We start from the raw sequence: 24,799 nt of genomic DNA, 5'->3' as shown, positions 1-24,799 counted from the left end.
ACTGAAATCCATTTCACATTCCTGAAAAACCGGTTTCACGGTTTCGTCTGGATGTCGTATGGATTTCGGAACGAGGGAGGGCGCAGGGTACGCCGCCATGAGTCGCAGGGACCGCACCAGGGTCGGAGAGTCTGGCCAGGCGACGGTCGAGGCGGCGCTCACCCTGCCGTTGACGATCTTCCTGCTGCTGGGGACGTTGCAGCTCTTCCTGCTGCTGCAGGCGCGGACGCTGACGGAGTACGCGGCGTTCCGCGCCGTGCGCACGGGCAGCGTCAAGCACGGGGACTGCGAGGCGATGACGCACGCGGCCATCGGGGTGCTGCTGCCCACGTTCGCCCGGACGGACTCGCCGGCGGCGCTCGGGGGGGCCTTCCGCAACCACCGGGACAACCGCTACCACCCCGGACGTGACTCGGGGCACTCGGGCGCCATCGTGTGGATTGCCCGTGAGCGGCCGTTGCGCGGCTCCATCCCCGGCAACGAGGAGGAGTCCTTCGACGACGTCAACCGCTACGGCGGCGTGGAGGACGTGGTGCGGCTGGAGGCGCGGCTCGTCTTCTGGTTCCCCATGCGCATCCCCTTCGCCAATTGGGTGCTGGGGCGGATGTTCCTGGCCCAGCTCGGGCTGCGGGAGTACTCGTCCACGGATCCGCTCATCCCGGTCCGCACCGCGCGGTGGGGTGGCCGGGCGCCTCCCTCGCTCGACGTGGCCATCCGCGAGGAGATGCTCGAGCGCGCCACGCGCCAGGACTACGTCTTTCCGCTCCAGGCCAGCTACGCCATGCGGATGATGACGCCCGCGCGCCCGCGCTACTTCGCGACGCAGAACTGCCCCCTGACTCCGGAGGGCCTATGAGCTTCCCCCGCGCTCGAGGCCAGGCGTTGGTGCTCTTCAGCCTGACGATGCTGCTGGTCACCGTCATGGTGTGTCTCACGCTCTCGTTCTCCATGAAGGTGCGCGAGAAGATGGAGACGCAGAGCGTGGCGGACCTGGCCGCCTACAGCAGCGCGGTGGCCACCGCGCGCACCTTCAACAGCATCGCCCTCATGCGCCGCGCCCAGACGGGCCACCTGGTGGCCATGTCCGGAGTGCTGAGCCTCACCAGCTGGACCAGCATGATGCGCGCCAACCTCAACGCCGCCCGCATGGCCGCGCAGGGGTGTCCCGCCGCCGCCGAGGCCCTGGTGGCCCTGGACGAGCAGAACGCGGCCATTGAGCAGAAGTGGCACGAGCTGGATGCCCGGGCCGGCGTGCAGGCCTACAACATCCAGCTGATCGGCGGACACCTGGGGCGCATGCAGGGGGAGATGTTCGGCCGGCTGCAGCAGGCGGTCGCCGGAGGGGATGCCTCGTTCGTCGCGCAGCTGGCGTCGCTGGCGAGCAAGGGCAGCCCGTACAGCCAGGAGCTGCGCGCGGGACCGACGCAGGTGTCCGTGAACGAGCTGATCCACGCCACCTCCGGGGGCAGCGGCCACGCCCTGGACATGGCCATGGCCACCCGCGGCTACATCTTCACCACCCGCCGCCAGGGCGTGCCGGCCTTCACGGGGGACCGGGGCATCCTGGGGGCGCTGGGCGCGGCGGGAGGCCGGGCGCGCATCGTCAATGGTGGCGGCAGCGCCTATTGGGGCTCGGCGCTCGGGCACGGCGGGCGCGCGGACAAGGCCTGGTTCACCTGGGCCGAGGACCATGCCCTGGTGGAGGTCACCTTCCCCGGCTGCGCTCCCTTCCGCGTGAGGGCCACGGCCGGCGTGAAGGCCACCGACCTCGAGGATGGCACCGACAACCACTGGTGGACGCCCACCTCGCCCGTGCTCGGATCGGAGGATCCGGGGATGGAGAAGCAGTACCGGCACACGCTCCTGTCGTGCTGGCCCCGCATCTACTGCCCGAGCACCTTCATCGGAGGCATGACGTACAACACGGCCGACGACTCGAACGGCAACCTCTGGGCCCAGCCGAAGCTCTTCGCGCTCGCCCAGCGGGACTACAAGGTGCGGGGTTTGCGGAGCGATCCATGGAACCTCCTCTTCCGCTTCCACTTCACCCCCGAGGGCGTCCGCACGTTCGACAGCCACGGCATCGTCCTGGGGGATGGCACGGACATCAGCGTGCAGAACGCGCTCGCCACCGGGCTGGCCTACTACCACCGGCGCGGACGCTGGAACGAGCCGCCCAACCTCTGGAATCCCTTCTGGCGCGCCACGCTCGTGGCCGCGGACATCGACAGCGGGGGAGACCTGCGGCGCGGTGGCACCGACATCCCGGACACCGTGGGAGGCCCCGCGGCCGAGGCCTACCGTCAGCTCATCTCGGCGGGCTACAAGGGAGTGCACTGATGCGGGCCTTCCGGCATGACGCGCGAGGGCAGTCCACGCTGGAGCTGGCGCTGGGCCTGCTCGTCTTCGTCACCGTGGTGATGTTCGGCATCCACTTCGCCGAGGTGGGCTACCTGTCGCTCAAGGTGCACGAGGCGGCCGTCTCCCCGCTCTGGGACAGCACCGCGTTCCGGGTGCACCGGATGCTGGAGCAGCGCGATCACGTGAGCGACTTCGGGGCCTTCTCCTCCATCGCCCCGCGGGTGATGGCCAATGCCCAGGAGCGCTACCGCGACTTCGACGGACGCAGCTCCTTCGCGAGCCCCCGTACGCACATCACCCAGGTCTTCACCCGGGTAGAGGACATGCGGGTGCGGTGCGCCCGGGACGAGGACGTGGAGTTCGATCTTCCCCGGAGCCGGCGCCCCGCGCTGCGGGAGCCGCGGCCCGGCAACTGGGGCACCTACCCGCCCGGACAGGACGTGGGAGAGCCCACGGACAGCGTGCTCGATGGCATCTACGAGAACGTGGGCGGCATCAGCTGCTCCGCCGAGGCCCACCTGGAGGGGCTGCCCTCGTTGCCCAGGTCCTTCCTGGAAGGGGAGGGCGGCTTCTTCCGGGAGAAGCACTCCACGTTGCTGAAGATGAAGGCGTGTGCCACGGGCCGCGCCGTGGGAGGCCGCTGCCAGGGGCGTTACGGCATCCTCCTGGGAGACTTCGGCTTCTCGGATCCCGAGGTGAGCGGGCACTGCCCCCTCCAGCCCGAGCAGCCGAACGTCCCCTGCGCGGAGAACCGGGCCTTCTATTACGCGGCCATGAAGGTGTTCGACGCCAACGGGCGCTCCGCCGGCCGCGATGCCACGAAGTTCGCCGAGTTCTTCGTCGGCGAGAGCCCCATCGACGAGAGCGGCTTCTTCATGAGCTACCGCGGCGAGGAGGACGACTACGTCGAGCTGGATACCCCGCGCGGCGAGTCCCAGGACGAGGTGGATCGGCCGAGGAACACCGGTGGCGTGGACCACGAGCCATCGCCCAAGCGCCGCCCGTCCAACACGTGCTTCCTGGGGTTGCCGGAATGCTGAGCTGCCTGCTGGTGCTGAAGCTGATGCTGGCGGCGGCGCCCGCGCAGGCGTCCCGCGAGCCCTTCCAGTGGACGGTGCCCGGGCTGGTGTCCGTGGTGGACGTGCCGGACACGATGAACGTGGGCGGCATCCCCGTCCGCATCCAGGTCTACACCTCCAAGGAGAAGCTGGAGCGGCTCCTCCAGTACTTCGCCACCGCCTTCGACGACGCGGGCTTCTACGTCCAGCGCCAGCAGCCCCGGCTCGCCGCCGAGCCCCACCTCACCGCGCTGGATACGCGGACCTTCACCTCGTACACCGTCATCCTCACGCCCGAGCCCGGAGGGCTGACCACGGTGGTGCTCGGCCAGGCGCGGCTGGGGGAGGCGAAGCCCGCCGCTCCTCCGCGGTTCCCGCCCGTGTACGCCGGGGCCATGAATGTCCTCTCCGCGGATCTCGAGGGCGCACGGACGCTCACCTACCGGGCCCCCGGCAAGGAGGCCGACGTGCGAGGCTGGTACCGGGAGCAGCTCACGCGCTCCGGATTCAAGGAGGAGTCCCCCCAGGTCTTCCAGCGCCAGGCGCAGGAGCTCCGGTTGTCGCTCTCGCAGGAGGGGGGCTGGGTCCAGGTCGTCCTCTTCCTCAAGACGGCTGGAGCGCTGCCTCCGCTGGAGCCCGAGCCGGAAACGCGGTAGGGACTCGCGCCCATGAAGCGCCGCACCTTCCGAGTCGAAGCCGCCCACACGGGCCGTCCCCTGGGTGAGGCGCTGGCGGAGGAGCTGGGCGTGCCTCGCGAGGAGGCGGAGCGCCTGGTGGGCGTGGGAGCGGTGTACGTGGCCGGGCGCCGGAGCCGGGACGCGGGGACGCGGCTGACGGCGGGGCAGGTGGTGACGGTGGTGCTGGAGGAGGGCGGACAGAGCCCGCTCGCGGCGCCGCCGGCCTCCGCGCCCACGTTGCGGATACTCCACGAGGACGCGGACATCATCGCGGTGGACAAGCCGGCGGGCATGACGGCGCAGCCCACGGAGGGGCGGGTGGGGGACAGCCTGGTGGACCGGGTGGGCGAGTACCTGAAGCGGCCCGCGGGCCTGGTGCACCGGTTGGACAGGGAGACGTCCGGGGTGACGGTGTTCGGGAAGACGCCCCAGGCGACCACGGCGCTGGCGGAGGAGTTCCGCGAGGGCCGGGCACGCAAGCGCTACCTGGCGGCGGTGGGGCCGGTGCCGCTGCCGGCCCAGGGCACGATTGATCTGCCGCTGTCGAAGGATCCGTCGCGGCCGGGACGCTGGCGGGCCACCCGCGCGGCGAATGGGATTCCCGCGCTCACCGAGTACCGGGTGCTGCACGCGGGGCCGGACTTCTGCCTGGTGGAGCTGCTGCCGCGGACGGGGCGGACCCATCAGCTGCGCGCGCACCTGACGGCGCTGGGGGCACCCATCCTCGGGGACAAGCGTTACGGCGGCGCCTCGCGGGCGGGAGGAATCGAGGCCCCGCGCTGCCTGCTGCATGCCCAGGCGCTGGAGCTGGGACACCCGCGCACGGGCGCCCCCGTGCGGTTCGAGGCGCCCATTCCCGAGGATCTCGCTCGCTTCTTCGCGGCGGCGGGTATCACCGGGCGATGAAGGCCCGGGGGGGCCAGGCCCTCCTGGGGGTGAGCTTCCTCCGTCCGGCCCGCTACGGTGTGGTGCGCTGACGCAGGCGCGGCGGGAGGTGGGGGGCGAACTCATCGAACTGGGGCTCCACCCGGGCCGGGAGCGTGCTCTTCAGCCCGACGGTGGGGAGCCCCGCCCAGCGGCGCACCGTCCCGACGGCCTCGGAGAACTGGAGCTCGGGAAGCCTGCTGATGTTGCTGCCATGGTTTCCGCCCGGCACCGTGTACAGGTAGGAGTCCCTGGCGCCGCCCAGCGAGACGGCCGCCGCGCTCCAGGGATCGAGCTCGCCGTAGATGAACATCAACCGCTCGCCCTGCGTGGACACCCAGTCCTGGATGTCCTGCATGGCGGAATCGCGGAAGACGAGCGGCAGGCCGGGCGGTGCATAGACCGGCGCGATGTCCGTGTCCGGGAAGTGGATGAGGTCGCCGAGGAAGTCGTCGTACGCCCCGGGCCAGCCCAGCTCCACCGACGCCTGGTAGTAATAGGCCGCGTAGTAGCCGAGGCCGCTGGAACCGTTATCGGCGAACGTGGCCAGACCCACCATGGAGTTCATCACGTCCAGCAGCTCCGCGCCCGTCGCCTCGCTCCCCGGGAAGAGGTCGCAGTTGGCCGGGGAGTTGTACTGCCAGAAGCCGAAGTAGGTCTCGAGGACGGCATGCTCCAGCGCCCGCTCGAAGCCGAGCTGTGTGAACGTCAGCCCGTTGTTCTGCGCGTAGGTGCGCAACAGCCCGAGCATCTCCTCGCGGCGCCCCAGCACCGTGCGCTGGAAGGTGTGGATGCGCTCGCGGCAGGAGGCCTGGGCGTCGCCACCCACGGCATGCATGAAGGCGGGGAAGCGCGCGTCATCCTTGCGCGCGAAGGGCGCCACGTAGGCCACCGTCGCGTCCACGTCGTTCGGGTAGAAGCGCCGGAAGAACACCATCGTCTCACCGCCCTTGCTGGCCCCCGTGGACAGCCAGCGGCCACCATAGAGGGGCTTGAAGGCCTGGACGATGCGGTGGAAGTCCGCGGCGGACTGCTCGAGGGTCAGCAGGCTCCAGTCCGCGGGCTCGGGGCGGCTCGGCGGGAAGAAGCGGTGCTCGACGGAGAGCTGGTTGGCGCTCAGCAGCGAGGTCAGCTCGCGCCGGACCGTGCCCGTGGAGACGTAGTAGCCACCGGTGTAGAGCACCATGGGCGCCGTGTCCGACGTGTGCAGCAACGTCAGGCGCTGCTGGAAGCGCTGGCACTCCGGGTGGGAATGATCGGCCGGCTGGTCGTACTGCATGATGAAGAAGCGGTAGCCGGCGGGGACGCGCGCTCCGTTGGGGTTCTCCTGAACGGTGAGCCCGGGGATGGCGCGCAGCCGCTCCAGGATGTCCACCGACGTGTCCTGCAGGAAGGCCTTGTCCGCCACCGCCTCCACGAACGGCAGGAGGCCAGTGCCACATTGATTCGTGCCGCCGTCGGATTGCCCCGTGCCAGCGTCCGGCAGCTCCGTGCCGGAGTCTGGTTGCTCCGTGCCGGCGTCACCGACGCCCGCATCCGGGGTGGGCTTGGGGTTGTCGCCGCAGGCTCCCAGGGTGAGCAGGAGCAGGAGGGAGGGCACAAGGAAAAGGGACCGGGTGACACGGTCGGTGTAGCGCATGGACTCCTCTGGGGATGGGAGCAGGCCCCGTGCGTGGGGTTGCCTGCGCGATGGTACCGCATGGCTCGGACATCACCGGTGACACGGGAGTCGTCTAGGATCGTCTCATGTCTCGAAACACGGTAATCGCGGCGGCCTTCAACAACGCGCGATGGTGCGATGCGGTGTGCCGTACTCATGGGCACCCAGGCGAGCTCACCGATGCGCTGTGGCTCAACCGCGCCCAGGTGCCACCGTTCTATCCCAACGTCGTCACGCTCACGCCGGAGGGACAGACCCGGCAACTGGAGGCGATCTCCGCGCTCGAGCTGCCGGGGCGCTGGGGCGTCAAGGACAGCTTCGCGGCGCTCGACCTCGCACCGCTGGGCTTCGAGGAGCTGTTCTCCGCGCAGTGGCTCCACTATTCCCCGGAGAGAATGGCTCCCACCCGCACTGGCGGTGCGCGCTGGGTTGAGATCCGCGACATGGCCGCACTGACCGCGTGGGAGGCGGCCTGGAGGGGTCAGCCGAGTCCCTCGCACGCCGTGTTCCGTCCCGGCCTGCTCGAGGACTTGGACGTGAAGATCCTCGCCGCGTACCACGAGGACACCCTCGTCGCCGGAGCCATCGCCTATCGCGCCGACGGGGTCGTGAGCCTGTCGAACACGTTCTTCGCGGAGTCACGGGCCGAAGTGCTGCGCGCGGAGCTGCTCGGGCAACTCCTGGCCGCGTTCCCGGGCCTGCCCCTCGTGGGGTACGAGCACGGTGACGAGCTGGCCGCGTGGTGTGCGCTGGGCTTCGAGCCCATCGGTCCCCTGCGGGTCTGGCTGAAGAAGACATAGGCCGCTTCACGCGGCGCAGGTGAAGTGCACGCCCTCCACCCAGCCGAGCGCGGTGAGGGCCGCTCGAATCTCATCGCGGATGCCGCGCACGCCCACCGCCGCGATGAGGTGCGTGTCCTCGGGCGGCGCTCCCAGCGACTCCGGTGCGTCCACCGGAATCCCGTGGATGCGCGTGCCCACCTTGCGCGGGTGCACGTCGATGAAGCGCTCCACCCGCGCTCCCTCCGCCAGCAGGAAGCGCGTGAGCGTGAGCCCTCCCGGTCCCGTTCCCCACACCGTCAGCGGCCTGCTCCCCACCTCCCGGCTTCGTGCCAGGTAGCGCGCCTTCACCCAGATGAATCGTTTGTGCGCATACCTCGGGTCCGTGCGCGTCAGCCGCTCCGTGCCGTCCCTCCAGCGCAGCAGCACCTCGGGCAGGTTGTGCATCCCGTGGCCCCGGTGCATCAGCTTCAGCCACAGGTCATAGTCCTCCGGGAAGTCGCCGTGCTCCCATCCTCCCGCCGCCACCACCGCCTCCCGCCGCAGGCACACCGAGGGGTGGCAGATGGGGCTCTCCACGAAGCGCTCGCGGTACAGCCGCTCGGGCGTGGTGAGCCCGTTGAGCCACGCCGCGTAGTCCCTCATCGACGGGCTCACCGGCTGATCCTCCCGGAACATCTCCACGCCCGTGCCCACGCCTCCCAGGCCCGGGTCCGCTTCCAGGGCCGCGACGCTCGCCTCCAGGCGCCGGGGCAGCGCCTCGTCGTCCGCGTCCATCCGCGCCACGTAGGGCGAGGTGGCATGGGAGAGGGCGAGGTTGAGCGCGGCCACCAGCCCCCGGCCGCCCCCCTCCAGCACCTCCACCCGGGCGTCCCGCTCCGCCAGCCCGTCCAGCACCGCGCGCGTCCCGTCCGTCGAGCCGTCGTCCACCGCGAGCACCCGGATTTCACGCAGAGTCCCTTCGAGCAGGCTCTCCACGGCGCGGGCCACGGTGCGCTCGGCGTTGCGGGCGGGCAGGAGGACGGTGACGACCGGAGGCGGCATCCTGTGTAGACTGCCCCACCCATGGGTGGCGTGAGAAACGGCAATGCCCCGTCCGGGCCGGGCACCGGCGTGTCCGAGCTCGTGGAACGGCACCGCCAGAGCGCCGCGCGTCTGCTGAAGGAGGGCCATGCCGCCCGGGCCTTTGGCGAGCTGGTGCGCGCCAGCCGGACCCTGCCCATGACGTCGCGCCTGGCCTCGGTGCTCGTCACCTTCTCGCTGCACGCGGGGACCGAGCCCGCCGTCATCGCGCTGCTCTCGTCCGCGCTCGGCAACACCCGCGGGGAGACGCGCCGCGCCGTGCGGCTCCAGCTCGCCCGCGTGCTGCGCCGGGTGGACCAGCTCCCCCGCGCCGTCGAGGCGCTCCAGGCGCTCGTCGACGAGTCCCCCGAGGACCGCCGCGCCCGCCGGTTGCTCGACGTCCTCTTCCGCCGCCTCTCGCGCCCCGGGGACGCGGAGACCGAGGCGCTCGCGGTTCCCATCGTGCAGGGCGAGGCCCTCGTGGAAGAAGTGGAGGAGCCGGTGCCTGGAGATCGGAGCGAGACCGTCGAGTTCTCCTCGCCCTGGCTGGAGGACGAGCACACGGTGGAGGCCTCGGGCCCGCTGGATTCGCGCTTCGTCCCGCGTGCCCCTGCCGCCCCGGCGCCCACGCCTCCGGCGCCCGTCGATGATCGGCACCGCACCATCCTCGAGCTGGCGTTGCCCGAGGTCTGGGCGCAGATCGAGGAGGAGGCCACCGTCGAGGCCTCGGGTCTGCCCTTCGGGGTCGCCGGGTCTCCTGCGTCCGCGCCCCGGGATGACTCCGTGGGGGACGCCTCCAGCCACCGGCGCACGACCCTCGAGATCTCCGAGCGTTTTCCGGAGGACGAGGAGACCTCTACCGACGCGCCCGTCACCCGGCTCGAGTCCCCGCTCGTTCCTCCACCCGCTGGAGCGGCCAGGACGCCCTCGCCCATTCCCTGGAGCGGCGACGAGGACACCGAGCCCTCCCGGGCCTTCGTGCCCCGGCAGGAGAACCCCGAGGAGACGCGTCAGGAGGCCCAGCTCATCGCGCGCCGGGCGTGGCGCGAGCTGGCGCAGTTCTACCTGGACCGTGCCGATGCCACGAAGGACCTGGCCGTCCGCGCGGAGACCCTCACCCGGCTCGCCGAGCTGCTGGAGAACGAGCTGCAGGACCTGGCGGGCGCCGCCCGGGTGTACGGGCAGATCGTCGCGCTCACCGGAGACCATGCCGCGCTCGCCGAGCAGGTGCGGCTCGTGTCCCAGCGCACCGATGGCGATGACTGGGTGGTGTGGCGCGTGCTCGACGAGGCGGTGCAGCGCGCGAGCAACCCCCGGGCCCGTGCCTCCGCCTTCCTGGCTCGCGGCGAGCGGCTGCTGTCCACCGGAGAGACCGCCCGCGCCCGCGCGGACTTCGAGGCCGCGGTGGCCATCTCTCCCCACTCGCTGCCGGGGTTGATGGGGCTCGCCCGGTGTGTCCCGGAGGCGGACCGTGCCGGGGCCGCCGAGCGTCTGCGCGCCGCGCTCGCCGCCTTGCACCGCCGCACGCCCCACCGCGCCGAGGGACTGCGGTGCCTCGCGGAGCTGGCCGGAGGGCCGCTGGCCGATGCGCGGCTCGCCCACTGGGCCTGGTCGGAGGTGCTCGCGGAGGAGCCCGAGGACATCGACGCGCAGGACCACCTCCTGGAGGTGACGCGGCGGCTCGGCGACAAGGCCGGGTTGAGCCGCCTGCTGCGCGCCCGCCTCGCCCGCGAGCCGAGGGGACTGGCCGCGCGCAAGGTACGGCTGGAGCTGGTGGCCACGCTGGAGGCCGGAGGCGAGCGCGACGCCGCGCTCACCGAGCTGCGCCAGGCGGTGCGCTTCGAGCCCGGTCACAAGGAGGCGTGGCTGCTGCTGGTGGACCGGCTCATCGCGCTCGGGCAGAACGGCGAGGCCGCGTGGGGGATGGAGCACGCCGCCACCGCCACCGAGGATGATGAGCAGCGGCTCGGCGCCTGGGAGCGGCTGGCACGCTTCTGCCGGGAGGTGCTCGGAGACGCGGCGCGCGCGCAGGTGTACGCCAACCGGGCGGAGAACCTGCGCAAGGCCATCTCCGAGCGCGCGGCGCCCGTGCCGCACCCCGAGCCCCCACGCAGCGCCGTCCCCAAGCGGGAGTCGAGTGGCGGCACGCGCACCCATGTCCTCATCCCGCCGCCGGGGGCGGTGGAGCTCACGCCCACTCCGGCCGCGGCGTTCCTCGCGCCTCCCGAGTCCGCGCCCACGGTGCTCGAGATGCCCGCGGTGACGGTGCCCGTGGCGCCGGGCCGTCCGCCTCCGCCGGCCCGGGAGGCCGCGCCCCCGAGCCCGCCTCCGCCCGAGCCCGAGGAGCCGCCCGACGCGCCGATGCCCGTGGAGAGCACGCGCTTCATCGCCTGGGAGGCCCCGCCGGGGAAGATGGGCCCCGTGCGCCGCCGGGCCCGAGGCCCTGGCTCCGTCTCCTCGCCCGAGCCGCTCACGCCCTCCACGTCCACCCGGCAGGCGCTGGCTCCGGCCATGGCACCTGCGTCACCCCAGCCCCCGGCTCCGGCTCCGGCTCCCGCCCCCGTGGAGGGGACGCGGCCGGCGGCCATCGAGCGCGTGCGCGAGCGGCCCCTGGACGCGGCGGCCTACCGGGAGCTGTCGGCCTTCTTCGTGAACCGGGGTGACTCCGCGCGCGGCTCGCTGATGGCGGAGGTGGCCGCGGCGCTCATGGGGGAGAAGGACGGCGTCCCCCGGTTCCCCCGCCGCACGCTCACGCCCGAGGAGCGCGCGGGCCTGCGCCACCCCGGCCTGCGCAACCCGGCGGGCGAGCTGCTCGCCTCCGTGGGCCAGGCGCTCGTCCGGCTCTTCCCCTCCTTCGGACGGGCCTCGGGCTCCTCCGAGCCGCTCCGGCCGGACTCGGGCCCTGGCGCCCGGGCCGCCCTGGAGGTGCTGCAGTCCGTGGCCCGCCTCCTCGACGTGCGGCTCCCGGAGGTCTTCCTGTCCGAGGACGACGGGCCGCCGTTCTCGCTCGTGCACCCGGGCGCCCCGCGCGTGCTGGTGGGGCGGCTCGCGGTGCGCCAGGGGTTGCCGGAGCCGGAGCTGCGCTTCTTCGCCGGACGGGCGCTGTCCTGCCTGGGGCCGGATCTGCTCGCGCTGCGCTGCCTGAAGAAGGATCAACTGTTGCGCGCGGTGGCCATTCTCGCCTCGGTGCTGCGGGGCGGGACGGAGTTCGGCCCCGAGTCCCGGGTGGTGCGCGAGGCATTGCACCCCAACGCGCGGGCCCGGGCGCTGACGCTGCTGGAGTCGGCCCAGCGGGAGTTCGACGCGGCGGCGCTCGCGGAGGCGGCGAGGCACTCGGCCAACCGCGCGGGGCTCGTCGCGTGTGGCGGCCCGGGGACGGCGGTGGCGGCGCTGCGGGCGCTCAAGTCCAGCGAGCAGGAGCTGGTGGAGCTGGTGCGCTTCTCCGCCTCCGAGCGCTACCTCCCGCTGCGCAGCTGACGGCTCACTGCACCTGCATCTTGAGGGTGAGGGCGACGAGCCGTCCGTTCTCTCCGCCGAAGTCATGGCGGTACGCGATGTCGATGCCACCACCGGGCGTCAGCACGCCGATGCCCACGCCGAGCTGGGAGGAGCGGGTGAAGCCATCCCAGGTGTAGCCGGCGCGCAGGGGGAAGCTCTGCCCGAGCAGGTACTCGAGGCCGCCGCTGTAGGTGAGCGTGGTGCGGCTGTGGGTTTCGAAGTCGGCGCGCACGTCGGCGGCGAGGGTGAGCAGGCCGGCGAACACTCCGGCGTGGGCCGAGTAGTAGCGGGTGAGCTCGGCGTTGCCGGTGCCGATGAGGTTATGGGCGGAGATGCCGATGGAGATGACGGGGGCGGGGCGGAAGAGGATGCCGGCGTCCCCGGTGATGGCATTGGCGAGCCGGGCGCCGCGCAGCAGGAGGTAGCGCGAGGAGACGCCGACCATGAGGCTGTCACTGAAGGGGATGGCGAGGCCCACGGTGTTGAGGTGGCCGGTGGCGCGCTCGACGCCCTTGCCGAGGGAGACGAGCTGGTAGCTGACCCCGGCGGCGAGTGCGCTGGTGGACGAATCGGCGAGGGCGACCATGCCGAAGGCGTCCTTGCCCACCCAGTCCCAGGCGCCGGTGAGCTCGACGCGGTAGGTGCGGAAGGCGGCGAGGGCGGCGGGGTTGCCGGTGCCGGACTCGGCGCCGACGCCCAGGGCGCGCCAGGCTCCGCCCATGCCGTAGGCGCGAGCGCTCAGGATTTCACGCAGGTCCTCGGCGCGGGGCTGTCGCGAGGTATCGGATCCGGAGTCCTCCTGGGAGTGGGCCAGGGGGGCGAGCAGGAGGACGAACAGGAGCGTCAGACGGTGCGACATCCGCATGGAAGCGCATCCTAACTGCCTTGATGGAGGGGAGGGCCATCACTAGATTCGCCGCCCCATGAAAGAGCCATTGAACCGCAAGAGCGTGAAGCGCGCCGCGGCCGTGTTGGGAGTGCTGGCGGCGATGAGCGCGGGAGCGTACGTGCTGCCTGGCGGCTCCATCCTGCGCCGGATGGTGGCGGCGCGCGAGGAGTTGCCGTCGACGACGCTGAAGGCGGACGGCTCGCTGCACTTCTACGGGCCGGTGGTGAACGAGGCGGGAGGAGCGCTGGGGTTGCCGACGGACCGGCCGGAGCTGGAGGCGGACGGGACGGTGTACATGCGGCTGCCGGGCCGATGCCGTTTCGAGGCGAAGGCGCGGGAGGGCAACACGGTGGCGGCGGTGTCCACGGAGGGCCGCAAGCGGGTGGAGGGCACGGAGATTCCGGCGCTGTCCGAGGCGGTGCGGCAGCTGTGCGCGGTGCTGGGAGTGCGAGCGGAGTCGGCGGTGGAGGGGCGGGAGGTGGTGGAGACGCACCTGCGCTCGCTGGGAATCGAGCCGCGCACGACATCGCTGGCGCGGTTTGGCGGCGACGTGGTGTACGTGCTGGGGCAGCAGGGCGAGGGGAAGCCGCAATTCTGGGTGTACAAGGAGGGCTTCCGGCCGGCGCGGCTGAAGTACAAGGACGCGAAGGGAACGGCGTGGGACGTGCGTTTCCTGGACTACAACTCGCCGGTGACGGGCGAGATGTTGCCGCGGAGCATCGAGGTGTGGCGCGGAACGGACCGGGTGATGCGCTTCACGGTGCTGGCGGGAGACACGAGGGCGAAGCTCGCGGACACGCTGTTCTGAGCAAGAACCCCCAAGAACCCCACCAAGAACCTCACCCCACCAAGAACACCACCCCACCAAGAACACCAGGTCCCCCAAGAACCCCTCTCCCTTCGGGAGAGGGACGGGGTGAGGGTACCCGGGCCCCAGGTTGAGCCCGAGTCCCCGAGAAGCGGTGCTCAGCCGACGACCAGGTTGATGATGCGGCCTGGGACGTAGACGAACTTCTTCTCCGTCTTGCCCTGGGTATGCGCGAGGACGTTGGGATCGTTGGCGATGGCGGCGCGGACATCGGCCTCGGTGGCATCGCGGCGCAGCTTGACCTTGCTGCGCAGCTTGCCGTTCACCTGCACACCCATCTCGACGACATCGTCCACGGTGAGTGCGGGGTCGTAGGAGGGCCAGGGCTCATAAGCCAGACTCTTGGTACCCCCGAGCCGCTCCCACAGCTCCTCGGCGAGATGGGGAGCGAAGGGAGACAGCAGGAGCGCGAACGTGCGGGCGGCCTCGAGCGGCACGCGAGGAATCTCCGCGAACCGGTTGGAGAGGATCATCAGCGCGCTGACGGCGGTGTTGAGCCGCAGCGCCTCGATGTCCTCGCCGACCTTCTTCACGGTCTTGTGCAGCAGCCGGAGCGACTCCTCATCCAGCGTGGCCTCGGCGGCCCCTGGCTCGTCGCGGACGAAGGCGAGGGTATTCCAGGCGCGGTCGAGGAAGCGGCGGACGCCGGTGACGCCCTGGGTCTGCCAGGGCTTCACGGCCTCGAGGGGGCCCATGAACATCTCGTAGACGCGGAGCGAGTCGGCGCCGTGGCGTTGGACGACCTCGTCGGGGTTGACGACGTTGCCGCGGGACTTGGACATCTTCTCGTTGTTCTCGCCGAGAATCATTCCCTGGTGGACGAGCTTGCCGAAGGGCTCGGGGTGCGAGACGACGCCGCAGTCGAAGAGGACCTTGTGCCAGAAGCGGGCGTAGAGCAGGTGGAGCACGGCGTGCTCGGAGCCGCCGACGTACAGGTCCACGGGCATCCAGGCGTCATAGGCTTCCTTCGAGAAGGCGGCCTGGGTGTTGTGCGGATCGATGAAGCGCAGGTAGTACCAGCACGAGCCGGCCCACTGGGGCATGGTGTTCGTCTCGCGGGCGAACCACTTGCCGTCCTTTTGGAAGAAGCGCCAGTCGAGCGCGCGGGACAGGGGCCCAGCGGGGTCATCCGAGGGCTTGAAGTCCTCGAGCTCGGGCAGGCGCACGGGCAGCTCGCTCTCGGCCACGGCGATGGGCTGGTCGTAGCGGACCGTATGTGGATGCTTGCGCGGATCCGTGGAGCCGGCGGGCAGGTCCACGGGGAAGTAGACGGGGATGGGCTCGCCCCAGTAGCGCTGGCGGGAGAAGACCCAGTCGCGCAGGCGGTACTGCACGCGGCGAGTGCCCAGGCCCTTCTGCTCCAGGTGGGAGATCATCGCCGCCTTGGCCTCGGGCGTGCGCTGGCCGTCGAGGAACCCCGAGCGGACGGCGACGCCTTCGGCGGTGAAGGCCTCGGTCCAGGAGGCGGTGTCGTGGAGCTGGCCGTCGGGCGAGACGACCTCGGCCACGGGCAGCCCGAAGGCGCGGGCGAACTCGAAGTCGCGCTCGTCGTGCGCGGGCACGCTCATGATGGCGCCGGTGCCGTAGGAGCCCAGCACGAAGTCCGCCACCCAGATGGGAAGCCGCGCGCCGGTGAGGGGGTGGAGCGCGTAGGCGCCGGTGAACTCGCCCGTCTTCGTCTTGGTGAGCGCCGTGCGATCCATGTCGCTCTTGCTGATGACCGAGTCGCGGTAGGCGAGCACCTTCTGCCGCTGCTCCGGGGTGACGAGCGACTCGAGCAGCGGGTGCTCGGGGGCGATGACCATGTACGTGGCGCCGAAGAGGGTGTCCGGGCGCGTGGTGAAGATGCGGAGCTTCTCGGAGCGGCCCTCGAGGGCGAAGTCCACCTCGGCGCCCTCGCTGCGGCCGATCCAATGGACCTGCTTCTCCTTGGTCTCGGGCCAGTCGAGCCCCTGGAGCTCCTGGGCGAGGCGGTCCGCGTAGGCGGTGATGCGCAGCGTCCACTGGCGCAGGGGGAGGCGGACCACGGGGTGGCCACCGCGCTCGCTCTTTCCGTCGATGACCTCCTCGTTGGCGAGCACGGTGCCGAGGGCGGGGCACCAGTTCACGGGCAGCTCGGCCTGGTAGGCGAGCCCGCGCTCGAAGAGCTTGAGGAAGATCCACTGCGTCCAGCGGACGTAGGCCTCGTCGGTGGTGGCGAGCTCGCGCGACCAGTCATACGAGAAGCCGAGCGACTTGAGCTGCCGCTTGAACGTGGCGATGTTCTTGGCGGTGGTCTGGGCGGGGTGGGTGCCGGTCTCGATGGCGTGCTGCTCGGCGGGGAGGCCGAAGGAGTCCCAGCCCATGGGGTGGAGGACGTCCACGCCGCGCATGCGCTGGTAGCGGGCCACGATGTCGGTGGCGGTGTAGCCCTCCGGGTGGCCCACGTGCAGGCCCGAGCCGGACGGGTAGGGGAACATGTCGAGGATGTAGGCCTTGGGACGGCCCGGATGACGGCGGGCCTCGAAGGTCTTCTCCTGCTCCCAGCGAGCCTGCCACTTGGGCTCGATGGACGAGGGATCGTACTTGGGACGCTCTGTGGACATGGCGGCCGTATGTAGCACGACGCTCGGGGAGACGCCGTCCTCCGTGGTAGGGGTTGTCCAAGCGCTCGCGCGGGAGGGGTCATGTCCGAGGAAGACAGGCAGCGGTGGAACACGCGCTACCGCGAGCAGCAGGGGACCCGGGAGCCCTCCGCGTTTCTCCGCTCCCTGGCGGAGCAGTTGCCGAGTACGGGCCGGGCGCTCGAGGTGGCGGGAGGGGCCGGGCATGACGCCGTGTGGCTGGCGAGGCGCGGACTGGAGGTCACCCTGACGGACGTCTCGGATGTGGCGCTCGAGCGGGCCGCGGAGAACGCGCGCGCGGCGGGCGTGTCCCTGGGGGTCCAGCGGCTGGACGTGGAGACGGAGCCGCTGCCACCCGGGCCCTTCGCGCTCGTGCTCTGCGTGAACTTCCTGTGGCGGCCGTTGTTCGCGGAGGTCTCGAAGGTGCTCGCGCCGGACGGGCTGTTCGTCTTCGCCCAACCGACGCGGAGCAACCTGCAGCGGCACGCGCACCCCTCGGCCCGTTTCCTGTTGGAGGACGGCGAGCTGCCCGGACTGCTCCAGGGGTTGGAGATCGTCTCGTACACCGAGGGCTGGACCGGGGAAGGGCGGCATGAAGCCCGCCTGGTGGCGAGGCGGGCGGGGGGGTGAGTCGAGGCCCGGGCGCCATGGTATGAGGCGGCGATAGGAGACCTCATGGATTTGCTCTGGAGTCCGGTTGGAATCGGCGTGCTGTGGCTCGTGCTGCACTGCGCCGACTACCTGCTCACCATCGCCACGGCGAGGCTGAAGGCGCGGGGAGAGATCGGGAAGCGGGTGGAGATGGGGGGCAGCTACGAGCTCAATCCCCTCTTCGTGCAGGCGGTGGAGAAGGGGCAATGGGTGTCCAGGCGGTTCGTCCTGACGCTGGTGTTCGGGGCGCTCGTGTTGCCCCTGGCGGTGGCGTACTTCGACTGGGTGGCGGAGATGGGGGCGGAGGGTATTGGTGGCCTGTCGGAGGCCGTGTGTGGCGCGCTGGTCGTGACGCGCTTCGCGGTCATCTCGGTGCACCTGCAGAACCTCATGCTCTTCCGGCGGATGCTGCACGTGCCCGAGGCGGCGATCGTCAGCGTGCGCTACGACCGGGGCACGGTGATGATGATGACCCGCGCCCGGAAGGTGGAGCTGGCGGCCTTCTGCGCGATCACCGCCCTCGTGAGCGGCCGGCCCTTCTTCGTGGGGGGCTTCGTGGCGACGCTCGGCCTCGTCGGCATGCTGTTCCTCTGGGGCCGTCGTCAGGTGTCCACCCCGCGGGCCTCCAGCTCCTCCGCGCCGAGCGCCTAGTGGAGTGTCCTGGCTGGCCAACCACAACCTGGAACTGGCCAGCGCACAGGTGGGTGGCGCTGCTGGGTGCCGTACTGCTCTCCACCGGCTGCGTCACGCTGGCGCCGCGACAGGGCAGCTGCACCACGGAGGCTGGCGACACGCCCGCGGACGAGGTGGCCAGTGCGGGGCCTCTTCTTCCCCAGGGCCCGCCCTCGTGCGGGGGGCAGGCCGTGCCCCCGGGCTGGCCGGACTTCTCCTCCAGTGACAGCGAAGCACTGCTCGCCCCCTTCCTCACGTGCACCTCACCCGCCGAATACGTCGCGCTGCAGGAGCGCGTGGACATGCCCCGGCTGGTGGAGTCGCTGACGGACTGGGATGCCGTGCGGCTCGGCTCGCTGGGGCCCGTGCGAGAGGACGCCGCCGGCCTGCTCAACCGCAAGCGCCTCGCGTTCATCCTCCACGCCACCGGCACGTATGGAGTCGCCCATGCCGAGGTGTTCGTCCGCTACCTCCTCGACTCGGCCCATGACGATGAGCTGCGGGAGCTTCTCTTCTGGCTGGCCCGGGACAAGCAGCTGGAGACCACGCTGGGGCGGATGCCCAGGGCCCGTGCGGAGCTGGAGGCGCGAGGCCTGAAGCTCTCGGCCCGTCCGGACAGGGACTTCCAACCTGGGGACCTGATGCGAGGGGCAGGCCGTGCCGCATCGGACCTGCTCACCCACGAGCAGGAGAAGAATGCCTGGTACACCCACTACGCCCGGCAACGAGGACAGCTCCCACTGTCCTACCAGGAGGACCTCGACGAGGTGGAGCGGGAGGCGGCGCAGCAGCACTACTCTGCGGGCAACGTGCTGCTGGGCAGCGTGGACCAGGTCACCTTCGGCGTGCCGCTGGGCTTCTACTACCTCGCGGCGGGGACGGGTCACGGGCTGTCCTCGCTCTCGCGGGGCGAGTACGAGCAGGCCGTGCGCGAGCTGACGCCCCTCGCACTGCTGGCAACCCTGTACGCGGGTGGCAAGGGCGTGCGCACCGTCTACGAGTCCCGGGGAGCGGCAGCTGGACTCCAGGGGGGACTCGCGACGGTACGGGCACGAGTGGGTCTGCTCGCGGAGAAGACGCGGCAACTGCAAGCGCAGCTGGGCACGGGCATGGAGGGACTGCGGGAGCTGGCCCGGTACATCCAAGCCAGACGCGAGGCGGGCCGCTTCGTGGCCGTGGGAGGAATGGACGCCGCGCTGGCGCTCTACGAAGCGCGGGGGAACGTAGCCAGGGCCCGGCCGCTCATGTCCAGGGCCAGGCCCGGAGCCACGGGAGCCCCACCCGTGCGCCAGGGCACCCTGGCCTCGCTGGTGGACGAGGGGGTGGGCCACACGCGGGAGGTGGTGGAGGCGAAGCTGGCGGCGGTGGAGTGGGAAGCCACGGGCCCGCGCCTGCCCACGGACACGCGGGTGCTGAAGCAGCACCGCCCGGCCCTCGATGCCCCGCCACCCGAGGTCCAAGGCAATCCACGCTGGCGCGAGTACGTGGACTACTACGAGCGGCGCCTGAGCGAGGTGGAGCAGGGCAAGGCCAGCAAGGGCCCGCTGAGATGGGAGGGTTATGAGCAGTTGCGCGGGTGGTTTGCCCGGGGGCTGGCCTTCGAGCGTGACATGGTGAAGCTGCTGCGAGAGGACGCGGCGAAGCCTCGGGCCGAGCGCCGCTTCCTCGGGGACTTCAACAAGCCCCGCATTGAAACACAGGTGGGCGTGAGAAAGCCGGGCACTGGTCTGCGCTTCGCGGATGTGCTCGTCATCGAGGAAGGCGCGCTCGGCGGAGGGCCACGGCGCGTGGAGACGTTCAGCTTCAAGAGCCGAAATCTCGCGCTCCCAGAAGAAGTATTGCAGGCGCAGATGAAGGCGGACGCGAGAGAAGCTCTGCGGAACTACGGCGAGACGCTGGATGTCCGCCGAGACTCTCTCCAGCCCCTCTTGCCAGGGGGCAGTGAGGTTCAAGTCCCCAGAGTACGACTCATCTACGAGGGGGGCGAACTCATGCCCAAGGATGCCAACATGTTGCAGCGCGCCGTGGACGCAACCGAGGGCGCGGTTCCAGGAGTCGAGGTGGTGTTTCAATGAAGCCGCTGAGCACGCACGAGCTGAAACCGGAGGATCGCCTCCGACTCGAGTTCGACAGTGCCTTCGACCAGAAGGCTGCGCTGGAAGGACAGCTGGAGCCCTTTCTCCAGGCACTCGAGGAGCACGCCGACGGGTGGATGCCAGACGTTGTCAACGGCAAGCGGCAACGAAAATACTCTCGCCCTTCGTTTTGGAAGGCCCTGGAGGAGCGGCGCGACGAGAACACGACAGGCCTCGGGCTCTATCGCACGAAGTGGCCCGCGTTGGACATGTCGCTCAGTCTCTGGTTCCCGCCGCTGCCTCCCAATCTGGGAATCTTCATCAACGTGAAGCCCCTCTCCTTCTTCGCGGAGGCGGAGCGCTGCCACCGCTTCGTGGAAATGGTACGAGCCTGGGCTTCCCATCATCCCGTCACGCATGCCGTGGCTCACAGCGCCGATGACATGATACTGGCGGGCTTCCCCAGCTTTGGCCGCGACAACAAGACTCGACGCAGAGACGGGTTCGACAAAATCTATGAGGTGTGTTGGCTCAACGTCTTCGGCCCCGAGCTGGTGGAGACTGTTGGCCGCGAGCGCATGCTGTCCACGCCGGCTCACCGGGTGGAGGAACTCCCTAACGGCTCCGTCCTCCTGGTGACGTGGCCCACCGTGGCGGACTTCGCCAGCAAGGAGGCTCGGCTCGCGCAGGCCCGTGCCCACGCCCACCTGCGGCCGGACCTCGACTTCGACACCGTGCTGCGCAGCTTGCATGAGCGCAGTGCCAGACTGGCCCCCGTGGAGCCCCGCTTCCACCCGGACCTGGCCCCGCTCCTCTCTCTCGTGGTGGACCGCGCCGCCAGCCACGAGCGCCAGCGCAGGATCGCCGAGCTCAACGCATGGCAACCCCCCGAGCCCGAGGAATGGCGCCCCGCCAGCTCCGCCCTGCCTCCGGACGTGGACGACCCGGAGCGCGCGCTCGAGCATTACAGCACCCTGGCCGAGCACCTCGTGGCGCTGCTGCACTCGGAGGTGCCCTCCGTCTTCGATGCCACGCCCGAGTCGCTCACGGACGTTGACTTCTACTTCTGGCGCGAGGAATTCCCGAGCAGCCGTCCGCGGGAAGCCATCGACGAGCACGCGGTGCCCGCCATTGGCGCGTACCTGGGTGAGGTGCTGGTACGTCACCTCGGTGGCCGGTGGATTCCGCGCCAGAAGCTCGAGGAGGCGCAGGTGCTCGTGGGCAACCGCGTCTGGCTTCCCTTCGTCCGGGCCCGCAACTCCATGCGCTCGCGACAGTCGCTGCTGGACTGCTCCCTCACCCGGCTCTACCGCGTGGCGGAGCGACACCGGGGCTGAAGGGCGGAACGGCCCTCACCGCACGTGCTGGTAGACGCGCAGCAGCGTGGCGGGTGACACGCCCAGCCGGTACAGCAGCGGAAAGCCATTCACGGCGAGGAAGTAGAACACCGGCCGGGCGAGGAATCGCCGGCCGGACACGGTGACGCGCGCATCCACCGTGCGGATGCGGCCCTCGCGCCACAGCCTCCTGGACAGCTCCAGGTCCTCCATCAACGGTTGCGCGGGGAAACCTCCCACGCGGTGGAACACGTCGGCGCGGATGAACATCGCCTGGTCCCCGTAGGGCAGCCGCGTGTAGCGCGAGCGCAGGTCCGCCAGGTGCAGCAGCGGGCCGAGCCACGCGCGCCGGCCGGTGTCATTCACGGTCCATGTCTTGAACGCTCCGGCCACGACGCGCGGATCCTCCAGCGCATTGCGCACGAGCCGGGCCGCATCGGGGGGCAGGGCGACGTCCGCGTGGAGGAACCACAGCACGTCCCCTCGGGCCGCCGCGGCGCCCGCGTTCATCTGCGAGGCCCGTCCCCGAGGCGCGCAGAGCACGGTGACACCCGGGTACTCGCGAGCCCGAGCCACCGTGGCATCCGTGCTCCCTCCATCCACCACGAGCACCTCGCCGATGTCCGGCCCAAGGGCCGCCAGCTCCGCGAGCCGCTGCTCGATGCGCTGCTCCTCGTTGAGCACGGGGAGGATGAGGGAGATCACCGGCGCAGCTCCCGGAGCGCGGCCTCGGTGGCCGGAGCCCGCAGCCGCCCCGAGGCCAGCTCCGACTCCAGGCGCGCGAGATCCTCGGGGACATCCACGTCGAAGAACGGCGCCACACGCGCCACGGTGAGCCCGAGCGACACCAGCCGCTCCTCGGTGCGAGCGAGCGTCTCGGGCTGGCTCCAGGGCAGGTCCACGAAGGCGCCCACGGGCAGGCGTCGCAGGGCGAGCAGGTAGAAACCCCCATCCTCGCTCGGTCCGAACACCGCGTCCGCGTGAGCGAGCCCTGCCCGGGCCGCCTCCAGGTGCTCGGCGGACAGGCCCGGGCTGTCGGCGCCGAGGGCAATGGCCACCGGATAGTGCTCCAGGGCTCGCAGCAGGACACGCTCCATCCGAGCCCCCAGGTCTCCATCTCCCTGGGGCCACACCTCCACCGGGCCGGGCAGCAGACCCTCGGGCCAGGGGGACGGCGAGGCCAGGACCGGCACGGCCCACGGCACCCTCGTCACCAGGGCCCACGTGTCCTGGATGAAGGCCCGGGCGAGCCGGGCGGCCCCCTCCGCTCCGAGCGCGGGCGCCAGGCGTGTCTTGGCCTCGCCGGCACGAGGCGGCTTGGCGAAGACACAGAGGGCTGCCTCGGGAGTCATCGGGCCCATGCGCGCATCATCGCCGCCAGGCGAGCAACCGGGAGAGGAAACCCTTCGCCCGGGGAGTGAGCCGCCGCCGGTTCCACGCATCCCCGAGCCGTTTCAGCACCTCGCCCCGGGTGGGGTAGGGGAGCACGGTGTTGGCCAGTGTCCCCACGGTGAGGCCCGCCGTCATGGCCAGCGCGAGCTCGCCGATGTTCTCCCCGGCATGCGCGCCCACGAGGGTGCCGCCGAGCAACCGGCCCGACTTCGCGTCCACGTGGATGCGCCCGAAGCCCTCGGTATCGCCCTCGACGATGGCGCGGTCCATGGAGGACATGGGCACGGTGAGGGTGACGGCGCCGAGGGCCTCGGCCTCGTGGGAGGTGAGGCCCACGTGGGCCACCTCGGGGTCCGTGTACGTGCACCAGGGAATCACCAGCGCACTGGCCTTCTTGCGGCCGAAGAAGAGGGCGTTCTGCAGCGCCACCCGGGCGAGCGCATCCGCGGCATGGGTGAATTTGAAGCGGGAGCAGATGTCCCCCGCCGCGTAGACGCGCGGATTGGAGGTGCGCAGCTGATCATCCACCTCGACACCGTGGGGCCCATGGCGGACTCCCGCGGCCTCGAGGCCCAGGCCACCTGGCTCCGGCACGCGGCCCGTGGCCACCAGCAGCGCCTCGCCCTCCACCGAGCCCTGCATGCCCTCGCGCTCGAAGCTCAGCCGTTTCACCGGGCCGAGCGACTCCACCCGGGTGGCCCGGACGCCCAGGTGCAGGGCCATGCCCTCGGCCTCGAAGCGCCGGGCCAGACACGCGCTGACGTCCGGGTCTTCCCTGGGGAGCAGGCGGGCCTCACGGCTGACGAGCGCCACCCGGGCCCCGAGCCGCTGGAAGGCCTGGGCCAGCTCGCAGCCGATGGGGCCGCCTCCGAGCACCACCAGCCTCGGCGGCAGCGTGGTGAGGGTGAAGACGCTCTCGTTCGTGAGGTACCCCGCCTCGGCGAGCCCGGGAAGCTCCGGCACGGCGGGGCGGCCCCCGGTGGCGATGAGGGCGCGCGAGAAGGTGAGACGCTGGCCGGCCACCTCCACCGCATCGGGCGCGACGAAGCGGCCCTCGCCGAGGAATACGTCCACGCCCAGGCCGCGGAAGCGCTCGGCCGAGTCATGGGGCGCGATGCCCGCGCGCAGCGAGCGCACGCGCTCCATCACCCGGGCGAAGTCCACCCGGGGCTCGCCCGCGTCCACGCCCCAGGCGCCCGAGCCGCGCACGGTGGCGGCCACCCGCGCCGAGGCGAGCAGGGCCTTGGAGGGCACACAGCCGAAGTGGAGACAATCTCCGCCGAGGAGGCGCCGCTCGACGAGGGCCACCTTTCCACCGAGCCCGGCCGCGCCCGCGGCGGCCACGAGTCCGGCGGTGCCGGCGCCGATGACGACGAGGTTGTAGCGGCCCGAGGGCGTGGGGTTCTTCCAGTCCGCCGGGTGGGTGAGGGCGGTGAGGGCGGCGTCGTGGGCGTCACCTTCGAGCAGGTGCGGGACGTTCACGTCGAGGGCTCCTTCAGCGTGGCGTCGAGGGCGCGGCGGGCCAGCCGGGTGACGTACACGGTGACGAGGACGGTGGCACCCAGCCCGCCCCAGAAGAGGAGCTGCCCGGAGAGGCCGGCCTCGGGACGCTCGCCCTGGGAGAGCTGGACGACGCTGGTCACCAGCGAGCCCAGGTACACGTAGAGGACGGTGGCGGGCAGCATGCCGAGGGTGGTGGCGGGCGCGTAGTCGCGCAGCCGCACGCGGGTGAGGGACAGGGAGTAGTTGAGCAGGCTGAAGGGGAAGACGGGCGAGAGGCGCAGCAGCAACACCACCTTGAAGCCCTGGGCGGCCACGGCGCTGTCCACGGCGGTGAACCTCGGCTGGCCCGCGATGCGGTGGCCCACCCGCTCGCGCAGGACGGTGCGCCCGAGCAGGAAGGAGGCGAGGGCCGAGAGGTTGCTCGCCACCACCACCAGGAGCGAGCCGTACACCGGCCCGTAGGCGAAGCCGGCCCCGAGCGTCAGCACGGTGGCGGGCATCATCAGCAGGGTCGCCACGCAGTACACGGCGACGTAGAGCACCGCGCCCGCGAGGCCCATGCCGCGGATGCGCTCGACGAGCCCCAGCAGCCACGTGTCCACGGGCAGCAGCGTGAGGGCGAGCACCAGCGCCACCACCGCCGTCACCGCCACTGCCCATCGTCCGATGCGGCGAGCCATGCCCGTCTCCTAACGGCCGTTGAGGCTCCAGTCGTAACCCAGGAAGCCCGCCGGGCGGCCCTTCTTTCGCCCGGGAACCCCGCTCGGTGGAGATTGGAGGTCCCAGTGGT

Annotated in this window: 20 protein-coding genes; 12 read left to right on the top strand and 8 right to left on the bottom strand. The window is 71.2% G+C overall.

The features are described from left to right. Positions 1-97 precede the first annotated feature (97 nt). Genes VFZ09_RS32900 through VFZ09_RS32880 form a run of 5 tightly spaced genes read left to right on the top strand, consistent with a single transcriptional unit; the run spans position 98 to position 5,002 of the window. Positions 98-856 carry a TadE/TadG family type IV pilus assembly protein gene (locus VFZ09_RS32900; RefSeq protein ID WP_329731687.1) on the top strand — a complete coding sequence of 253 codons (759 nt, stop codon included), beginning with the start codon at positions 98-100 and terminating at the stop codon, positions 854-856. Then, positions 853-2,340 (top strand): pilus assembly protein TadG-related protein, encoded by a 1,488-nt coding sequence (locus VFZ09_RS32895; RefSeq protein ID WP_329731686.1) that lies wholly within the window; start codon positions 853-855, stop codon positions 2,338-2,340. Before VFZ09_RS32900 ends, VFZ09_RS32895 begins: the two co-directional genes overlap by 4 nt. Continuing rightward, complete coding sequence (locus VFZ09_RS32890; protein WP_329731685.1) at positions 2,340-3,401, top strand: TadE family protein; 1,062 nt, start codon at positions 2,340-2,342, stop codon at positions 3,399-3,401. Before VFZ09_RS32895 ends, VFZ09_RS32890 begins: the two co-directional genes overlap by 1 nt. Further along, positions 3,395-4,075, top strand: coding sequence for a hypothetical protein (locus VFZ09_RS32885; protein WP_329731684.1), 681 nt, complete (start codon positions 3,395-3,397; stop codon positions 4,073-4,075). The genes VFZ09_RS32890 and VFZ09_RS32885 overlap by 7 nt, the downstream gene beginning before the upstream one ends. Positions 4,076-4,087: 12 nt before the next feature. Continuing rightward, on the top strand, positions 4,088-5,002 hold the full coding sequence (locus tag VFZ09_RS32880; RefSeq protein WP_329731683.1) for an RluA family pseudouridine synthase: 915 nt from the start codon (positions 4,088-4,090) through the stop codon (positions 5,000-5,002). A 52-nt stretch (positions 5,003-5,054) separates the two neighbouring features. Here the strand turns inward: VFZ09_RS32880 and VFZ09_RS32875 are convergent, their stop codons facing one another. After that, a complete protein-coding gene (locus VFZ09_RS32875; RefSeq protein WP_329731682.1) occupies positions 5,055-6,659 on the bottom strand; it encodes a S28 family serine protease in 1,605 nt (534 codons plus the stop codon). Positions 6,660-6,766: 107 nt separating this feature from the next. On the opposite strand from VFZ09_RS32875, the gene VFZ09_RS32870 reads away from it, so the two are divergent. Next, on the top strand, positions 6,767-7,480 hold the full coding sequence (locus tag VFZ09_RS32870) for a hypothetical protein (protein WP_329731681.1): 714 nt from the start codon (positions 6,767-6,769) through the stop codon (positions 7,478-7,480). Between the two features lie 6 nt (positions 7,481-7,486). Here the strand turns inward: VFZ09_RS32870 and VFZ09_RS32865 are convergent, their stop codons facing one another. Further along, positions 7,487-8,503, bottom strand: a complete 1,017-nt coding sequence (locus VFZ09_RS32865; protein WP_329731680.1) for a glycosyltransferase — start codon at positions 8,501-8,503, stop codon at positions 7,487-7,489. A gap of 21 nt (positions 8,504-8,524) precedes the next feature. On the opposite strand from VFZ09_RS32865, the gene VFZ09_RS32860 reads away from it, so the two are divergent. After that, a complete protein-coding gene (locus tag VFZ09_RS32860) occupies positions 8,525-11,998 on the top strand; it encodes a hypothetical protein (protein ID WP_329731679.1) in 3,474 nt (1,157 codons plus the stop codon). 4 nt (positions 11,999-12,002) lie between these two features. Here the strand turns inward: VFZ09_RS32860 and VFZ09_RS32855 are convergent, their stop codons facing one another. Next, on the bottom strand, positions 12,003-12,884 hold the full coding sequence (locus tag VFZ09_RS32855) for a hypothetical protein (protein ID WP_329731678.1): 882 nt from the start codon (positions 12,882-12,884) through the stop codon (positions 12,003-12,005). Positions 12,885-12,942: 58 nt separating this feature from the next. On the opposite strand from VFZ09_RS32855, the gene VFZ09_RS32850 reads away from it, so the two are divergent. Then, positions 12,943-13,716 (top strand): hypothetical protein, encoded by a 774-nt coding sequence (locus VFZ09_RS32850; RefSeq protein ID WP_329731677.1) that lies wholly within the window; start codon positions 12,943-12,945, stop codon positions 13,714-13,716. Positions 13,717-13,874: 158 nt separating this feature from the next. Here the strand turns inward: VFZ09_RS32850 and leuS are convergent, their stop codons facing one another. Further along, on the bottom strand, positions 13,875-16,361 hold the full coding sequence (gene leuS, locus VFZ09_RS32845) for a leucine--tRNA ligase (protein WP_329731676.1): 2,487 nt from the start codon (positions 16,359-16,361) through the stop codon (positions 13,875-13,877). Between the two features lie 81 nt (positions 16,362-16,442). On the opposite strand from leuS, the gene VFZ09_RS32840 reads away from it, so the two are divergent. From VFZ09_RS32840 to VFZ09_RS32825, 4 genes are read left to right on the top strand one after another with little or no spacing between them, the layout of a single operon-like run. After that, a complete protein-coding gene (locus VFZ09_RS32840) occupies positions 16,443-17,009 on the top strand; it encodes a class I SAM-dependent methyltransferase (RefSeq protein WP_329731675.1) in 567 nt (188 codons plus the stop codon). A gap of 45 nt (positions 17,010-17,054) precedes the next feature. Continuing rightward, the gene (locus tag VFZ09_RS32835) at positions 17,055-17,681 is read left to right on the top strand and encodes a hypothetical protein (protein ID WP_329731674.1); all 627 of its coding nucleotides are present in this window, start codon (positions 17,055-17,057) and stop codon (positions 17,679-17,681) included. A gap of 53 nt (positions 17,682-17,734) precedes the next feature. After that, entirely contained in the window at positions 17,735-19,777 is a 2,043-nt protein-coding gene (locus VFZ09_RS32830; RefSeq protein WP_329731673.1) for a hypothetical protein, read from the top strand. Next, the gene (locus VFZ09_RS32825; RefSeq protein ID WP_329731672.1) at positions 19,774-21,114 is read left to right on the top strand and encodes a hypothetical protein; all 1,341 of its coding nucleotides are present in this window, start codon (positions 19,774-19,776) and stop codon (positions 21,112-21,114) included. Before VFZ09_RS32830 ends, VFZ09_RS32825 begins: the two co-directional genes overlap by 4 nt. A gap of 15 nt (positions 21,115-21,129) precedes the next feature. Here VFZ09_RS32825 and VFZ09_RS32820 read toward each other — a convergent pair whose 3' ends face one another. Genes VFZ09_RS32820 through VFZ09_RS32805 form a run of 4 tightly spaced genes read right to left on the bottom strand, consistent with a single transcriptional unit; the run spans position 21,130 to position 24,689 of the window. Further along, positions 21,130-21,819 (bottom strand): TIGR04283 family arsenosugar biosynthesis glycosyltransferase, encoded by a 690-nt coding sequence (locus VFZ09_RS32820; RefSeq protein WP_329731671.1) that lies wholly within the window; start codon positions 21,817-21,819, stop codon positions 21,130-21,132. Next, positions 21,816-22,475, bottom strand: coding sequence for a TIGR04282 family arsenosugar biosynthesis glycosyltransferase (locus tag VFZ09_RS32815; RefSeq protein WP_329731670.1), 660 nt, complete (start codon positions 22,473-22,475; stop codon positions 21,816-21,818). The genes VFZ09_RS32820 and VFZ09_RS32815 overlap by 4 nt, the downstream gene beginning before the upstream one ends. A 7-nt stretch (positions 22,476-22,482) precedes the next feature. Then, a complete protein-coding gene (locus tag VFZ09_RS32810) occupies positions 22,483-23,988 on the bottom strand; it encodes a mercuric reductase (protein ID WP_329731669.1) in 1,506 nt (501 codons plus the stop codon). Beyond that, complete coding sequence (locus tag VFZ09_RS32805) at positions 23,985-24,689, bottom strand: TVP38/TMEM64 family protein (RefSeq protein WP_329731668.1); 705 nt, start codon at positions 24,687-24,689, stop codon at positions 23,985-23,987. The genes VFZ09_RS32810 and VFZ09_RS32805 overlap by 4 nt, the downstream gene beginning before the upstream one ends. Between the last annotated feature and the right edge of the window lie 110 nt (positions 24,690-24,799).

The sequence above is a fragment of the Archangium sp. genome (genome assembly GCF_036277355.1).
Classification (GTDB): domain Bacteria; phylum Myxococcota; class Myxococcia; order Myxococcales; family Myxococcaceae; genus Archangium.
The sequence above is the reverse complement of the archived record's forward strand: the minus strand, read 5'-3'. Positions and strand labels throughout refer to the sequence as shown.

Coding starts and splice junctions, on each gene's coding strand:
- VFZ09_RS32840 (WP_329731675.1), top strand. CDS start 16,443: ATGTCCGAGGAAGACAGGCAGCGGTGGAACACGCGCTACCGCGAGCAG.
- leuS (WP_329731676.1), bottom strand. CDS start 16,361: ATGTCCACAGAGCGTCCCAAGTACGATCCCTCGTCCATCGAGCCCAAG.
- VFZ09_RS32900 (WP_329731687.1), top strand. CDS start 98: ATGAGTCGCAGGGACCGCACCAGGGTCGGAGAGTCTGGCCAGGCGACG.
- VFZ09_RS32855 (WP_329731678.1), bottom strand. CDS start 12,884: ATGCGGATGTCGCACCGTCTGACGCTCCTGTTCGTCCTCCTGCTCGCC.
- VFZ09_RS32865 (WP_329731680.1), bottom strand. CDS start 8,503: ATGCCGCCTCCGGTCGTCACCGTCCTCCTGCCCGCCCGCAACGCCGAG.
- VFZ09_RS32890 (WP_329731685.1), top strand. CDS start 2,340: ATGCGGGCCTTCCGGCATGACGCGCGAGGGCAGTCCACGCTGGAGCTG.
- VFZ09_RS32835 (WP_329731674.1), top strand. CDS start 17,055: ATGGATTTGCTCTGGAGTCCGGTTGGAATCGGCGTGCTGTGGCTCGTG.
- VFZ09_RS32815 (WP_329731670.1), bottom strand. CDS start 22,475: ATGGGCCCGATGACTCCCGAGGCAGCCCTCTGTGTCTTCGCCAAGCCG.
- VFZ09_RS32885 (WP_329731684.1), top strand. CDS start 3,395: ATGCTGAGCTGCCTGCTGGTGCTGAAGCTGATGCTGGCGGCGGCGCCC.
- VFZ09_RS32870 (WP_329731681.1), top strand. CDS start 6,767: ATGTCTCGAAACACGGTAATCGCGGCGGCCTTCAACAACGCGCGATGG.
- VFZ09_RS32895 (WP_329731686.1), top strand. CDS start 853: ATGAGCTTCCCCCGCGCTCGAGGCCAGGCGTTGGTGCTCTTCAGCCTG.
- VFZ09_RS32860 (WP_329731679.1), top strand. CDS start 8,525: ATGGGTGGCGTGAGAAACGGCAATGCCCCGTCCGGGCCGGGCACCGGC.
- VFZ09_RS32850 (WP_329731677.1), top strand. CDS start 12,943: ATGAAAGAGCCATTGAACCGCAAGAGCGTGAAGCGCGCCGCGGCCGTG.
- VFZ09_RS32875 (WP_329731682.1), bottom strand. CDS start 6,659: ATGCGCTACACCGACCGTGTCACCCGGTCCCTTTTCCTTGTGCCCTCC.
- VFZ09_RS32880 (WP_329731683.1), top strand. CDS start 4,088: ATGAAGCGCCGCACCTTCCGAGTCGAAGCCGCCCACACGGGCCGTCCC.
- VFZ09_RS32805 (WP_329731668.1), bottom strand. CDS start 24,689: ATGGCTCGCCGCATCGGACGATGGGCAGTGGCGGTGACGGCGGTGGTG.
- VFZ09_RS32825 (WP_329731672.1), top strand. CDS start 19,774: ATGAAGCCGCTGAGCACGCACGAGCTGAAACCGGAGGATCGCCTCCGA.